Origin of the sequence: Leptospira biflexa serovar Patoc strain 'Patoc 1 (Paris)' (assembly GCF_000017685.1) — a bacterium.
Taxonomy (GTDB): domain Bacteria; phylum Spirochaetota; class Leptospiria; order Leptospirales; family Leptospiraceae; genus Leptospira_A; species Leptospira_A biflexa.
Map to the genome: position 1 here is coordinate 299,038 of NC_010602.1, position 16,103 is coordinate 315,140.

Annotated in this window: 10 protein-coding genes; 5 read left to right on the forward strand and 5 right to left on the reverse strand. The window is 40.3% G+C overall.

Annotated elements, in window-relative coordinates:
- Window positions 1-3: 3 nt before the first annotated feature.
- From LEPBI_RS01490 to LEPBI_RS01510, 5 genes are all read right to left on the reverse strand, one after another.
- The gene (locus tag LEPBI_RS01490; RefSeq protein ID WP_012387337.1) at window positions 4-1,965 is read right to left on the reverse strand and encodes a 7TM diverse intracellular signaling domain-containing protein; all 1,962 of its coding nucleotides are present in this window, start codon (window positions 1,963-1,965) and stop codon (window positions 4-6) included.
- Between the two features lie 47 nt (window positions 1,966-2,012).
- Window positions 2,013-4,412: a phenylalanine--tRNA ligase subunit beta gene (gene pheT / locus LEPBI_RS01495; RefSeq protein ID WP_012387338.1), complete on the reverse strand. Its 2,400-nt coding sequence runs from the start codon at window positions 4,410-4,412 to the stop codon at window positions 2,013-2,015.
- A gap of 42 nt (window positions 4,413-4,454) precedes the next feature.
- Entirely contained in the window at window positions 4,455-6,539 is a 2,085-nt protein-coding gene (locus LEPBI_RS01500) for a bifunctional diguanylate cyclase/phosphodiesterase (protein WP_012387339.1), read from the reverse strand.
- The gene (locus tag LEPBI_RS01505) at window positions 6,529-7,773 is read right to left on the reverse strand and encodes an amidohydrolase family protein (protein ID WP_012387340.1); all 1,245 of its coding nucleotides are present in this window, start codon (window positions 7,771-7,773) and stop codon (window positions 6,529-6,531) included. Before LEPBI_RS01505 ends, LEPBI_RS01500 begins: the two co-directional genes overlap by 11 nt.
- Window positions 7,774-7,926: 153 nt before the next feature.
- Window positions 7,927-9,783, reverse strand: coding sequence for a RecQ family ATP-dependent DNA helicase (locus LEPBI_RS01510; RefSeq protein ID WP_012387341.1), 1,857 nt, complete (start codon window positions 9,781-9,783; stop codon window positions 7,927-7,929).
- A gap of 113 nt (window positions 9,784-9,896) precedes the next feature.
- Here LEPBI_RS01510 and LEPBI_RS01515 point away from each other — a divergent pair, with 113 nt between their 5' ends.
- The 5 genes from LEPBI_RS01515 (at window position 9,897) to LEPBI_RS01535 (ending at window position 16,102) form a co-directional block, all read left to right on the forward strand.
- Complete coding sequence (locus LEPBI_RS01515; protein ID WP_012387342.1) at window positions 9,897-11,453, forward strand: MBOAT family O-acyltransferase; 1,557 nt, start codon at window positions 9,897-9,899, stop codon at window positions 11,451-11,453.
- Window positions 11,443-12,720 (forward strand): DUF1574 family protein, encoded by a 1,278-nt coding sequence (locus LEPBI_RS01520; RefSeq protein WP_012387343.1) that lies wholly within the window; start codon window positions 11,443-11,445, stop codon window positions 12,718-12,720. The genes LEPBI_RS01515 and LEPBI_RS01520 overlap by 11 nt, the downstream gene beginning before the upstream one ends.
- 56 nt (window positions 12,721-12,776) lie before the next feature.
- The gene (locus LEPBI_RS01525; protein WP_420804592.1) at window positions 12,777-14,492 is read left to right on the forward strand and encodes a caspase family protein; all 1,716 of its coding nucleotides are present in this window, start codon (window positions 12,777-12,779) and stop codon (window positions 14,490-14,492) included.
- A gap of 400 nt (window positions 14,493-14,892) precedes the next feature.
- Window positions 14,893-15,258, forward strand: coding sequence for an LIC_10421 family protein (locus LEPBI_RS01530; RefSeq protein WP_012387345.1), 366 nt, complete (start codon window positions 14,893-14,895; stop codon window positions 15,256-15,258).
- Window positions 15,259-15,370: 112 nt separating this feature from the next.
- A complete protein-coding gene (locus LEPBI_RS01535; RefSeq protein ID WP_012387346.1) occupies window positions 15,371-16,102 on the forward strand; it encodes a cell division protein FtsQ/DivIB in 732 nt (243 codons plus the stop codon).
- Window position 16,103: the final 1 nt, after the last annotated feature.

Here is a 16,103-nt window from a genome sequence, read left to right on the forward strand (position 1 = left end):
AAGTCAACTGAGACTTTGAATTTCGCAACCGATAAATGTAATGTCGTCTTGTTTTGCTTGTCCATCAGTGAACAAAGAGAGTTCACTTAACACTTTTGCCATTGTATGGTCCAAACTCAGTTTTAAGTTTTCTTTTAAGATTTCATACAAACGATCTTCACCAAACAGTTCTTTTTCTTCGTTAAATTGTTCGAAGATACCATCTGTGAACAAAAAGATACGATCTCCTTCTTCAATTTGATGTTCAATGAGGCGATATTGAGTATGATCCATAAGACCAATGATTTTTCCTGTTCTTGGTAATAGTTTGATGTCATGAATTCTTTGGTGGATCTGGTCGGGGTGGCCCGCAGATGCGTAAAACAACTGTTTGTTTTTTAAATCAATATCGCAAACAGAACAAGTAAAAATGGTTTGGATGTTACTATATTTATTGATAAAAATTTGGTTCATATGAAAAACCAAATCATCTGGATGGTCATAAATCATTTTTAATGATTCATACTCTGCTTTGATTGCCATTGTGATCAGTGCAGCTTGGATTCCGTGACCCGTGGCATCAGCTACGAAAATTCGATAATAGTCTGCCTTGACTTGGGTGAGATCATAAAAGTCACCACCCACTTCCGACATGGATTGATAATAGGAATGAAAATGGATTCTTGGGTCGCTGGTTTTGATATCAGAGAATAATGTTTTTTGAATTTTTTTCGCAACATTCAGATCTTTTTTGATAAGGTTTAGCGATTCATCTAATGTTTTCGTGCGCTCTCTTACTTTTTCTTCTAAAGTGACGAGTGCTTCCGCTTGTGTGTTTGCTTTTTCTTCTTTCAGTTCATTGATTTTGTTGGCAAGTGCGAGAGATAAAATCCCTGCTTCTAAAGTAGATCCAATTTGGTTACCATAGATAGTGAATACGTTTACAGGTAAGATTCCATTTTGCATCAACGTATACATTAAAATTCCAAATAGAAGTGTTATCCAACCAAACAAAAACAAACGAGCTTGCTTATTTCCTGTGCTATAGTTGACAAGGGCAACAACAAGGACAGAGACAACAAACAACTGAGCAATAAAATTCCCGATCCGAACAGCGATGTCAATTGGTAAATAAGCATATGGAATCAATATATAAAACAATACGAGGTATTTTAAGGATTGGATGAGTCGATTGGACCAAGGATTAAACTCTCGTAAGTTCAATGTTTGTTGGGCAAACGTCCAACCTGTAATTGCCGAACAAGTTACAATGATACTTCCTATTCGATTGTGGATTTCTGGATGGTCTAATGTAAAAACTTGGTTTAGAATTCCATTCAGATACATCTGTAATAACAAATTGCAAAAAATGGAGATGGAATAGGTGATGTAGGCTTTTTCTTTTAAAATGAAATATATGAATAAATTGTAAATCACCATGATAAAGATGGTGCCATAAAAAAAACCAAGGATTGTGTTTTCTAAATTTTCTTTTAAATAAAAAGTTTCTTTGGAGTAAAATCGGATCAGATAACTAATATTTGATGATGATTTGGTTTCCAAAATCAATGTTTTGGTTTCACCACTAGGCCAATTCAACTCAAATGCAATAGACTTAGAAAATGCATCCCAGTGGGAATGGGCAATAAAATCACCACCTTCACTTATGGGTTCAGGATTTCCTTCTTCATACACACGGATAAAATCCAAATGAGGATTGCCCAAATCTAAAATCAGTTTGTTTACAGATGTTTGGTTTGTTGCTTTTATCTTAAGATAAACATGTTCCGTTTGAAATCCTAAACTCAAATTGTTTTTGAAGATAGGTGTCCATCTTAGTTTTTGAAAATTAACATCATCACCCGCATGGATCACATAATCAATTTTTTGTGGGACAAAACTTTCATCACTGATCGACTTTTGGATCTCCCAACGGGAACAGGAAAACAAACTTCCCGACAGAATGAAGAGATATAAAATCCGCATAAACTCGAATGATTTCCCAATAAAAAATGGGTTTTGTCAAAGCAAATTTATCGCAAAGAATATCCGTTTGATTTTGCCGTTTCCACCAAACGATCAGAAAGTTCTTTGAAACGATCCTGAGTAAAGGTTTTGTCATAAGACATAAGTATAAAACGATAGGTGACTGATTTTTTACCTTCACCAACCGATTCCCCTTGGAAGATCGTTTGCACAAAAACAGATTCCAGTTCCGGGATTCGTAATGTTTTTACCAAGTTAGCAAAGGATTCTGTTGGATCAGATTCGTTCATAATAAGGGATAAGTCAAGTTGGCCTTGTGGGAAATGGGAAGGTGGAACAAAATGAGAATTCCTACCATAGGTTTCCCAAATTTGAACTAAAACTTCCATATCGATTTTTGATAAGATGGCACGTCGTTTGAGATCATATAGATCTGCAAACCGAGTGTGGAGGATACCTAGTTCCACCACTTCTTTCCCATCGTATAAAAGAACCAAACTAGCGTTAGGATGGAAATGTGTTCGTGGTAGTTTTACCCATTCAAATTTTGGTAGGTTTAAAAACAAAAATAGCTCTGAGATAGTTTCCCGAACCGTTAGAAATTCATCCTCAATCGAAGAAAGGTCTGTTGGTTTGCACTTAGATAAAGAAAGGAGTGAGATCCAACGTTTTTCTTGTGCGAGAGTTGCATCATTTCCTTCTTTATGATAGGTTCTTCCCAATTCGAAGAGATTTACTTTTTCAAATCGATCTTGGTTTACCTTTGTTTGTTTGATAAGCCCAGGATACAAACTGTTGCGAAGTAGGGAATGTTCTTCTGGCATTTCGTTTGCGATCTTTAAAGAAGTGACTTCGAACTCTTTTTCTAGTTTTGCATCTGTTGGAGAAGCAAACGAATAATTGTAAACTTCATTGAAACCAACTTCTAAAGCCAAAAATTGTTTTACTCTTCGTTCTAACTCACGAAGTGGGTTACGGATAGGTGTCTCCACTGCCATGGAAAGTGCTTCGGTTCGGATCGAAGCATACCCAATGGTCCTTCCAATTTCTTCCACTAAATCTTCTGGAATGGTGACATCATAATTTTGACGGTATTTAGGAACTAAAACGGATAAAGATTCATCCTTGGTTGTAACTTCGAAACCTAATCGCTGTAAGATGTCTGTTACTTCATGTAAACTGATCTTTTTTCCCAATTTGTGACGTAAAAAACTTAAATTGGTTTCAATTGTCACTGTTTTGGATTCCGTATGGTTAAACCCCTGAGGTTCAAATACCTTTACGTTTGGGTTTCCATTTTCTTTTAATAATTGGACAGCCCGTTTCATCACCGGCAAACAAGTGTAAGAATCCAAACCTTTTTCGTATCGAACAGCTGATTCTGTTCGAATATTGGTTTTTCGAATGGTATAACGAACATCTTCTCGTTTGAAAACAGCAGATTCCATCACGATCTCTTTTGTGGATTCAGATACAGCCGAATCTTTTCCTCCCATCACACCTGCTAAGGCAACTGGTGTTTCTCCATTTTGGATGAGAAGGATATGATTGGGAAGTGTGGGAGAGGTATCATCGAGAAGCGATATACTTTCCCCTTCTTTCGATTTGGAAACGGTAAAGGAAGTGGATTGTAATTTGGAGCGATCAAAAAAATGGGTAGGTTGTCCAAGTTCTAACAATAAATAGTTGGATACATCCACCACATTATTGATGGATCGGATTCCACATTTTTCAAGACGTGATTTGATTTTGGGAATGGATTCGGTGATATTTACATTTTGAATCGAACAAACGTAATAGGCATGTGCATGTTCTGATTTTTCTACCGTTAAACCTTGGTTACCTGATTCCCATTTTGTATCTGCTTGGAGTGGAAAATGGTGGAGTGGGATTTGGAGTTGGCTTGCAAGCTCTCTGGCAAATCCAAAATGGTTCCAAAGGTCTGGTCTATGTGTGATGGATTTATTGTCGATGGTGAGAATTGTATCTTCCCATAAAAAGTACTTTCGCACGGAAATGCCAAGGGTTGTGTCTTTCGGCAAAATGAGAACCCCTGAAGATTCTAAAGCCATTCCCAATTCTTTTTCCGAACAATACATCCCTTGGGAACGAACCCCACGTAATTCAGAATCTAATATTTCTTTCCCATCTAACTTGGTACCAGGAAGTGCCAAGGGAACGATGTCACCAACCGCTACATTTGTGGCCGCTGTGACGATTTGGTATTCTTTGGAACCATCAGTCGCAATTGTAGTCTGTAATTTTTCCGCATTCGGGTGTTTTTCTAGGGATTTGATTTTGACTGTGATAACCGATGATAGGTGGGATTTAAATTCTTCCACATCATCAATTTCACAAATTGACGTATTAATTTTTTCCAGAACTTTTTCGAAGGGAATCTGGGAGAGCGGGGTAAATTCGTTTAACCAATCAACTGAAAGTTTCAAGTGAAATCCTTATTTGTTAAAAACGGCGGGAAAGCAAACGGGTCAATCGGAAATTCCAAGTTCTGTTTTCAGAAAATGCAGGCAGTCCTCGGATGTCATTGGTTTGGCAAAATAAAACCCCTGGATTTGGTCCACTCCACTTTCGGCAAGTAACCTGACTTGTTCCTCAGTTTCTGCTCCCTCCGCCACTACACTCAAACCAAGGTTATGTGCCAGGTTGGAGACGGCATGGATGATGGTTTTGGAATCTTTGTCGGTTGTGATCTCCGAAACAAAGGAACGGTCTATTTTTAAGGAGGAAATCGGGAGTTTTTTTAAGTATCCCAAACTACTATAACCCGTTCCAAAATCGTCGATGGCAATTTTGGCACCCAGTTTACGAATCTCTTGCATGGTGCGCACCGCCGCATCCGCGTTTTCCATCACAGAACTTTCTGTGAGTTCCACTTCCAAGTCATGTGGGTCCACTTTGTATAATTTTAGATTTTCGGCGATGGTTGAGATCAGCCTTTCGTGTTTGAATTGTTTGGTGGAGATATTTACGGCCATCGAGATATCTTTGACCCCATGATCTTTCCATTCACGCATGGTTTTGATAGCGGACTTAATCACCCATTCCCCAATCGCAAGGATCATCCCCGTTTCTTCCGAGATGGGGATGAAAACATTGGGAGAGATAAGCCCACGTTCCGGATGGCGCCAACGAATGAGAGCCTCTACCCCAACTGGTTTTCTTGTGTACAAATCAATTTTGGGTTGGTACATCAAAGTGAATTGGTTTTCGATGATGGCAATCCGCATCCGATTTTCAATTTCCAATCGTTCGGCAACTACGGTTTGTAATTCTTCTGTAAAGAACACATAACAGTTTTTCCCTTGTGACTTGGCAAGGTTCAGTGCACTGTCTGCATTTTTGAGAAGAGTATTGGAATCCTTTCCGTCTGTTGGATATAAGGCGATCCCTATCGAAATGTTCACAAATATTCTTTCACCATCGATGACAAAGGGGTGAGTCATCGCATCTAAAATGGATTCAGATATGACGGCGGCATCTCGTTCGTTTGATAAATCAGGTAAGACAACAGTGAACTCATCACCACCTTGTCTACTGATAAGATCATAGACTCGAATGCTTTCGCGAATGCGATAGGCAACCAGTTTGATGATTTTATCTCCAAAGTCGTGACCTCTTGAATCATTGATGATCTTAAAATTATCCAAATCAATGGCAAGGATCCCTACCAAGTTCCCATGCCGTCTCGCTTCTTCAAAAATTGGGAAGAGTTTGTCGATGAGTGAGTTTCTGTTCGGTAGGTTTGTGAGTTGGTCAAAAAAAGCCATGTAGGCAATTTTTTCTTCTGCATGCCTTCTTTGAGTGATGTCAAGGAAGGCTACTGCGAGTCCAAAGTTTTCAATGGGAATGGGTGTGGCGAGGATATCAAACCAAGTGATTTTGTTTTCCTTAATCATCCCAATTTCTAAATTCCGAATCACTTCTTTGTGCCGAAGCGCTCGCATCAAACTTGATTTACGTGGATAAATTTTGGTTCCATTGGGTTGGATGAGAGTGTACTTACGAATGTTTAATGTGCGATTGAGAAGTTCTCCATCTTGGATGTCAAAGTATGTCCTTGCGGTTTTGTTGGTTTCGACAATTTTTCCTTTTTCATCGGTGATGGCAATGCCCATGGGAAGGTTGTCAAAGATGGACTTATACTTTTGTTGTTGTAATAAAAATTCAAAGGAGATGTCTTTTTGGATGGTGACATCCCTGTCAAAACCCAAAATGATTTTGGAATCTGTTAATGGGATGAGTAACCAGATGATCCAAACCTCTTCTTTGGATTTGGTAACCAGTCGATTTTCGAAATTCACAATATTCGGATTTTCACCCAATCCCTCGAAAGTGTTTTGAGTGTTTTCTTTATCGTCTTCTTGTGTGAAGTTGAGGATGGATTTACCAACAATTTCTTTGGGTTCAAATTCTAAAAACCGGGCAAACCGATCTGTCACCGAAACAAAATTACCTTCCCAATCCAAAACTTGGAAGCTGTTTGGATATTCACTCAGGAGTGATTTAACTGTGAGTCCAGAGAGAATGTTTTTGCCTAAAGGCTCATTTCGCATGTATTTCTTTGCCTAAATAATAGACCGCTTCGATGGATCCTGGAAATTGGAACCCTTCGAATGGCGACCATCCGGACTTACTTTTAATCATGGATTTTTTAAATTCAACTGGTTTTTTTAAATTGAGGATAGAAAAATTTGCCGCATAACCTTCGTTAATAACACCTACACCTTTTCCAAACTGTTTTGGTAGATACGGTGCTACAAACTCACCAGGATTTTTAGAACAGATTTTGGCAATGAGAGTCATGGGAATGTTTAAATTCAGTATCATATATGTGACAAAAAGTCCATAGGTATCCAATTGGGAAATGCCACTTGTACCTTTTTGTTTTTCTTCGATGGAATGGGGGGCATGGTCGGTCGCTAAATAATCAATATGCCCATCCAGAATCCCTTTCACCATGGCTTCTCTATCCGCTCGTCCACGAAGGGGTGGGTTCATTTGGAACCATTTGTGATTGGTTTCTGTTAACATGTCCGTATCAAACATCAAATGAGTGGGAGTCACTTCGCATGTGACCTTCACACCTCGTTTTTTGGCCGCGATGATCTTAGAAAGACCGTCTTTTGTCGAATAATGGCAAAGTTTCCCTTTGAGGTTGTACTTCTCAATTAAATACAGCGCAAAATCGGTTGCCACTGTTTCGGCTTCTTTCGGTCGCCTGGTTTCATGCGTGGGTTGGTCTTTGTTTGCAATGAGAATTTCTGGGTCTTCACAATGGAAACTCACATCTTGGCCTTCGTAATGTTGGATCACTTCTTCGAGAGATGGATTGTCATGGAAAAACAATTCCCCAATGGAAGGACCCATAAACACTTTATAAGGAACTTTTTTGGAAAGAGGTTTTGTATGGGGACCGATTCCTGCATACAAAGTAATGTGGATAGGAGCTTTTTCGGTAAGCGCTTGTTTGGCGGCGTAAGTTGCATCATCAATCGGAGGGACTGGATTGTTTGGCATATCAGCCACATGGATCACACCACCGTTGATGGCTGCGGCACTTGCAGATAAAAAATCTTCCTTGTATGTATGTTTGCCTGTGACATCTTCTCTTGCATGGATATGGATGTCTCCAAAACCTGGAAAAATCACACAATCTTCTGAGAATTGGCGAGATTTAGGTTCGATCCCTTCTTTCACCTTTGTGATGAGTCCTGTCGTTGGATCAAATTCGATGCTACCCAAAAATTCTTTTTCGTGGGTGACGATCTTTCCTGCAATTGTTTCCATTTTATCCCTTTCCATCAGCAGATTCTGAGAGGGAAGGAAAGTTTCAAGGGAATTTACATTGATTTCTAATCTGATATCCGAATGGGACGCTAAAAATAAGGGAAGGAAATCTCAAATCGACATTTGTTGTTGGTCGAAGAAATCTTGTTTTGATCAGTCCCACTTCTCTAAAATTTGAATGATATCATTTCCAAATCGTTCCACTTTCGCAGGCCCCACACCTTTTGTGGCTTCGAGTTCTGATAGGGTTCTTGGTTTTCGTTCAGCGATGCGTTTTAGGACAGGATTTTGGAACACCATAAACTTTTTCCATTTGAGTTGCCTCGCCTTCCGATCTCGATAGTTCATGAGTTCTTTTAATATTTGAGAATGTAATGTTGGGATTTTTTTTGGTTTTGTGACTCCATCTTCCGAATCACCTTTGTTAGTTGACAAAGATAATTTGACTTTCGTTTTTGAAAAATTTGGTAAATATAATTTGGGATATTTGGCTCCAGCCACCAAAACCTTTTTTTCTTCTACCCAAGTTTCCAATTTAGCAACCACTGCTTCTTCTGGGATTCCTTCGAGCTTACCATGGAATGGATTTCGTTCCATTCGATACCGCAAAACATCTTTGGTTCGTTTGCCCACGAGGGTTTTGGCAATGATGTTTTTTCCAAAGACCGCTGGGTGTTCTTTTAGAAAATTTTGAATGGTTTCTTCTTCCCACTCCGAAAGTGGGTAATCCCTCTTCTCATTTTTTTTCTGGAGTTTAACTTTTTCCGATTCTAAAAACTTGGAACGATGGACACTCACACCAGTTTCAGAACAGATATCACATTTTCCGCAAGGAGGAATGGTTTCCCCAAAATAGGAACAGAGTTGAACTTGTCTGCAGACTTCATTATTGGCATACTCTTTGATGTATTTGAGTAATGTATCTCCTCCTTTGAAGTTTGTTTCCTTTGACAACATAAACACTTGCGTGGCAACATCGCCTGCTTTGTAAAACAAAACACATTCGGAAGGGAGGTTATCTCGCCCAGCTCGGCCTGCTTCTTGGTAATAGGCTTCGAGAGAGGCAGGAACCTGATAGTGAACCACCAAACGAACATCAGGTTGGTCCATACCCATTCCAAAGGCATTGGTTGCCACAAGGATGGGAACTTTTCCTGAAGTGTAGGCATTTTGAGTGCGTTCCCGAATTCCATCGGTTCGGCCAGCGTGGTATTTCCCCACAGAAAATCCGAAGTCTTTGAGTAAATCATACACTTCGTCTGTTTTTTTCCGAGTGGCGCAGTAAATGATGGCGCGACCTGGAAATTTCCTTCCATCTTTCCATGGTTCCAAAAGTTCCATCAATCGATCCGCTTTGTCTCGTTCTTGAGCAGGGTATTCTACGCTGAACTTAAGATTGGGTCGAAAAAAAGTAGATAAGACTACGTTCGGTGATCGCATGCCGAGGGCAGATTGGACATCGGTTTGCACTTTTTCTGTTGCCGTTGCTGTGAGTGCCAGTATAGGGAAAAAAGAATTGGGGTGTTTTTCTCGCAAAACGTGAATTTGGCGGTATTCAGGCCGAAAGTCATGCCCCCATTGGGAAACACAGTGTGCTTCATCTACCACAAGGGAAAATAAATCCATCTCACGAAAGATTCTTAAAAAACCATTGGACAATGCTCTCTCAGGAGAAACGAGTAAAACGCGAAGTTCTCCTCGGACCGCTTTGGAGAGGATGGTCATTTGTTCCACTTCGTCTTGAGTGGAATTACAAAAGGCAGCTGGGATCCCTTTTGCAAGTAAACTCTCCGTTTGGTCTTTCATGAGAGCAATCAGTGGCGATATAACCAGTGTTAGCTTGTCTTTCTGGATGGAGGCTGGCAGTTGGTAGATGAGGGATTTTCCAGCACCGGTTGGCAAAATGGCCAAGGTGTCTCTGCCATCTAAAACGGATTCAATGGCTTCCCTTTGTCCAAGGCGAAATTCTGAAAAACCGAATTTGGTTTTGAGTTCCGAGAGTAGATCCAAGGTAACTCTTAGATTTTTGGGAAATAGGAACGGGTCAACGATAAGATTCTCTCTTTTTTACGCATTTTTGAATTTTACAGAATCCCATGACCTTGAAATTGTAACGAAGACCGATGCTTTTTAACACTTTCGTCTTTTTATTATTCTTTCTCATCGTGTATTCGGTTTTTTTGGGTTTTGGATGGTTTGCCAAAAAACAGAAATGGGCCTACCGTGCTCAAAACCTTTGGTTACTCTTAGCCTCCTACTTTTTTTATGGGTGGTGGGAATGGTTTTTCCTTACCCTCATTTTAGTCAGTACCATCATTGATTACATCGCAGCAAGGCTCATTGAATCTTCTCAACATCAAATCCGTCGAAGGATCTATCTATCAGTTTCGATTATAGCCAATTTGGGCCTACTGTTCGTAATGAAGTATTATGATTTTTTTGCAGTGAATCTGATTGATTCTTGGAACCAAATGTCCATTTGGCTAGGTGGAACGGCTGCCACAGATTCGAGTACTTATCTTTTGAAAAACATCGTACTCCCTGTCGGGATTAGTTTTTATACCTTCCAAACTATGTCCTACACCATCGATGTGTACAGAAAACAAATCCAAGCAGAGCGTGATTTTTTTGACTTCGCTTTGTTTGTGAATTTTTTCCCTCAGCTCGTGGCGGGGCCCATAGAAAGGGCACAAGACCTACTCCCACAATTGAAACAACCTAAGTTCCCCACAATAGAAGGCGTACAAAAAGGTTTGTATGACATTTTACTTGGTTACTTTATGAAAGTGTATGTCGCTGATAATTTAGCTACGTATGTGGACCAAGTATTTTTTGCTGGGAAATCTTTTTATGTGCAAAATCCGGAAATCATACATTCGGTAGACGGCTCACAAGTGTTCGCTGGTGGTTTTTTATTTTTAACTCAGATATATTGTGACTTTGCTGGTTATTCTTTCATAGCGCTTGGAATCTCTCGTTTACTTGGTGTGACACTCACCGTGAATTTTGAAACACCAGAATTTTCCAAAACTCCAACGGAATTCTGGAATCGATGGCACGTAACATTGAATCGTTGGTTTCGCGATTATATTTATATCTCTCTTGGGGGAAGTAAATACGGTAAATTTGCGCAATACAGAAATTTATGTATCATCTTTTTCCTTTCAGGGCTTTGGCATGGTGCCAATTGGACCTTCATCACTTGGGGTTGTTTGCAAGGAGTGTATACCATTATCTATTTAGTGGGATTTTCCAAAAAGAAAGAAGACCTAGGTGAGAATCCAAACGAATCCACTCACTCCATTTCTTCCCAGTTTATCCGAATCCTTTCTGGGTCCTTCAGTCGCGTATTGGTGTATGCGTTGGTTGCCTTTAGTGCGGTTGCTTTTCGTTCCTATGATGCAAACATGATGTTAGTGTACTTCCAAAAATTCCTTTCGTTTTGGACTTGGGATTTGTCTCCAAATAATAACGTCAAAAATATGTTTGGACTTTGGGAAGAATATTTTAAAATCTTTCTACCACTCCTAATCATTGATGGGATCACCTATTTCAAAAAAGAAAGGTATTGGTTGTTTTTAACACATCCACTCATCCAAGCAGTTGTTTTATCTTTTATGGCATTTCTCATCCTCACCAGAGGAGTTTTTGGAAAAGAGGTAATTTACTTTGCGTTCTAAATTTTTAGGCATCGGACTCGCTCTTTTGTTTTTTTTGGTTTTGGAAATCACAGTCCGTGTGACAGGCATTCATTATTTGGAACAACCTGAAATCTTCTTTGTGAATCTCAAGAAAAACTATGTGGAATCGGGAACGGGAGATGCCGACATACTTGTATTAGGCGATTCACGTTCCATGGCTCTTTCTGGCTATTCTAAAGACGAGAACACAGAATACTCCGTTTACAATCATAGTTTGCCAGCGATGGGACCCAAATACTACCGTTTCTTTTTGGAGAAGTATCTAACAAAAGGAAACAAAAAACCAAAAATGGTTCTTTTTGCCGCATCACCCAAGTTATATGCAACGGGTTATGGTCCACCTTTGTATGATCCAGATGCCAAAGTTGTGAAAGAAAATGAATCCATTCCTACTTACATCAACCGTCGTTGGAACGAGGGATTCGAAAAAAATTTTTTTAGGACCCAAACGAAATCCAATGTGATTCGTTATAGTGGCAAACAAGAGGACGCCAACCAAATCCTTTGGGAATTTTTTGGCCATCGGTATCTCCACCAATTTACTTTCTCTGAATTATCCGAACAGTACACTGGTGTGGAACGATTGTTTATTTTATCTAAAGCAACTCCACTCTTGTATCATTCTTACCGATTCCACGGTGCCATACGGAATGCACTCAGCCAATCCAATTGGAAAGTGGACAAACAATACAAAGAAAAATCCATCTTCTGTGAATCTTGCGAAAACATTGAAGCAGGTTTGTGCAAACCATCCTCATCTCAACTCGAAGACAATCTCACGATCGAAGACCAAATCAATCGTCATTTTGGGAAATATAATATTTCCAATCGTTTGAAACCAGAGTTAGTCCTTTTTTCCAAACAGCTGATCCGAAAAGAATTGGATGAGGAATTAAAACATCCCAATTTGAATTTTGATCCAAATCCAGATTTTGTCGTATTAGAAGATTTGATCACCTACGCAAAAGAAAAAGGCATTCCCTTTGGGATGGTATACATGCCGTGGATGAAAGAACGCCAAGAATCCCCTGAGTCAAAGGCCTTACTTTCCAAGTTAATCATTTTTTTCCAAAACCACCCCGATACCAAACTCTTTTTCTTTCCCGATTCTTCCTACCCTGCAGAGCGTTTTGTAGATAATATCCATTACGATTGCCGAGGGGAAAAACGGGTAAACGAAGAATTCCGCCAATTTGTCCTTCCCCAGGTCTTTCGTTTTTTATCTTCTAAACAAAAATCCAATTGATTTCCGATTTCGAGTATTGGAGAATGAGGCACTCCATCCGGATAAGAGGAAACCCAATCATGTTTTCGTTACGAAACATATTTGTTTGTATTCTATCTGCCTATCTCATCGGATTACCGGTGTTTGCGCAGAACCGTTATGCGTTGTTCATAGGAACGAACTACAAAGGGAACACAGCGAAAATCCCTGAGTTGAATCTCTGTGAAGCAGATGCGAATTTTTTAAAAGAGAAAATCCAAAAAAAGGGAAACTTTAAGGATATCAAAGTCCTGTTAGGTTCCATGGTGACTCGAGAGAATGTCAAAAATGCAATCACCCAATTAGGAAAAGTAGTTGGGAAAGAGGATTCCGTATTTTTATACTTCTCTGGCCACGGGATGTACATGAAAGATGCGAAGGCCAAAAATGGCATGCGTAACTATTTGATTTGTTACGATCGCCCGCATATTTCCGACGAAGAACTCAATGAATTTTTAACCGAAATCAAATCTCCAAAAACAGTCCTTGTGATGGACTGTTGTTATTCGGGTGGGATTGCTAAAAAAGGGAAAAATACTCGCGGTGCCGCAGAAATCCCGATTGCCCAAGGTAATGATGGGGTTGTCCGACAAAACGCGGAAGATTATTTTTTCCAAGACAAAGCAGTGATCTCTTCCTCAGATGATGACCAAACTTCCATAGAAGTGGGGGGAACCATCAACCATGGAATCTTCACATATAATTTTGGAAATGCATTAGAGAAAGCGGACTTAAACAAAGACAGTGTGGTCACTGCCTTAGAAGCCTTCTTTGTCGCCAAAGAAGAAACAGTGAAAATGGCGCGCCAGTTCAACCACGAACAAACACCCCAAGTTTCAGGGAATGCCGCCGGGATTTTCCTCTCGGGAGCTCCGAAACCTCAAACGCCTCCACCAAAACCACCGAATGTGGTCGTGAACGTTCCCATCACTCCAGTGGAGACCACGACACCGACCAATACACAAACCACAACCCCTGTGGCCCCAGAGCCCGAGCCAACTCCTGCAAACGAAACAACGGTGGTCATCCCTCCGATCACAGAAGTGGAACCACCAGCACCACCTTCAGTGTCCACAGGGAATATCCTCATCCGAACTTCGATCATCAGAGACAAATCCTATGGGGGAGCGGCCACAAAATCTCCCTATGACCTTCTGAACAAACAGGGCAAACTCAAGTCTTCCAAACCAGAGGAAAAGATCCGTGCGATCAAAGTACTCGTGGATGACCAGGAATACAAGGCCCAAGTCACCACGGAAAAATCAAAAATTTGGGGATCGATTTCCAGAAATGGAACTTTGATCCCAGGTGATATCTACAATGTCAAAATAGACAATTTGCCAGCTGGGGTGCACCAAATTGAAATCCGAGCGGACAATTACCCGATCTACAAAACAGCCACTGCTGTGATCCCAAAACAAACAGTGACAGTGGATGCGATGAGTTCGATGGATGGATTTGGTGCCATTCGTGGTCGTGTGTTTTTCAAAACATTGGACAATCCGATCGAAAAACACCCCATTTACATGCCGACGGTTGTGTCCACAAACCAAATCTTTAAGGTCACAACGGATAAGGATGGATACTTTTGGTTTACCAACTTAAAACCTGGGAAGTACGAAATCCGAGCCAGTTTTATGGAAGAAATGAAACTGGAAAACTCAGAGATTGTGGTCAAACCCGGGGAAGTGACTACGGTAGAAATCATACTCAATAAAAAATTGAGTTATACCAAAACCAAATACCAACCCTAAACAAACAGAAAGGAAAGGATCGTTCGCTCCCAAGCGCCCGATTCAAGACCCAATAGAGACCCTCTTCGGAGGGTCTTTTTGTTTGTTTCCCAACCAATCCATCACATTTACCGCCGTTAGCCCATACAATGGTCCGAGTATTCCGGAACCAAACCTTGTGATTTGCCCATAGGGAAAGCCTGAGAAAGCTTGTAACTACGGATTGTTCCTAAATATTGATTAAAAATAATCCGGATATGATTAAAATTAATCTAAAATGGAAGAAATTTCCTCTTTTAGGCGGGAAATGAAGTTTTTTTCTAGTTTTTCCGATTGAATTTAATCCCAACTTTCAGAATTCTATAGTCATAAAAGAAAAAGGGAATCGGAAAAAGAGGTTCCCAGATCTAGAGAGGATCACATGAAAACAACAAAAATAATCGCAACAGGGATCTTGGTCATGGGACTTGCAACAGCAAATCTCCATGCTTTGGACACAAACGAAAGATTAGAGCTTTTGGAGTCTGCTATGATTGAACAAGCAACCACTCCAGCGCAAAAGTCTGCTGTTTCGGAATACCTTGCAAACGTTGCGAAAGAAAAAACAGAATTGGCCCAAGCCCTTCGTGAAAGAGCTGGATCAACTCGTGGTGGTAAAGCTCTTAGCCAAATGAACGAGAAGAAAGAACTCCTTCGTCGTGCAGAGGCTCTTGAAAAAGAAGCTAAAAAATACCAAACTGTCTCTATGGACATGAAAGCAGAGTCCAAGCAGGTAGCACAAAACTAAGCACTCAATTTTAAGTTGAGTCTCGCGAGAAAGGTCAGGTTCGCCTGGCCTTTTTTTATGCCCTTCTGATAAATGCTTTCCAAAGAACCTAACTATGTGACATAATCAATATATGGTTGACACCCCCCAAGAAATCAAAGAAAAACGATTTGGGCGTGTGATTCCGATCCTGCTCGTCCTATCAGGGCTTATCGCTCTGGGATTGGTATTTCGATGGGGAAGGCCTGTCAAACCAGTAGCTCGTTTAGAGTGGGAAGGATTACAGTATCTTTCCCCGCCCGATCTTTTGGTATATTTGGGAGCGGATTCAGAGTCACCAAACATGGGTGAGTGGAAGGATTGGGAGAAAAAACTCTCCAATCACCCTCGGATTCATAAAGTTCGAATCACAAGAGATCCTGATGGATATTTACTGATTCATATAGAGGAGAAAGTCGCAGAATTTGTCATACATGTAGGTAGTTCTCTTTATGAAGTGGATGAAAGTTTAGAAATTTTATCCCGAGACCAAGTCCTAAATACTCACTTAATTGTGGTGAGCGGACCATTTTCAGTAGGGGAACAAAAACTAGAAGGCCGACAGATTTTTGATATCACTAAAGAAATGCGATATGCCCTTTCTCTATACCCAGCACTTGCCACTCGAATCTCTGAACTTGTCGCTGAACGTGATGGTAATTATACCATGTACTTAAAATCACCCAAACCCATGAAGGTGTTTTTAGGCGATAAATTAGAACTCAATGTTTTTCGAAAATTATATGCATCCCTTGCTTATATGGAAGCTGAATCCATCAAAGCAGTCTCTATTGATTTAAGGGGAGAAGACGCAGTTTACCATTAAT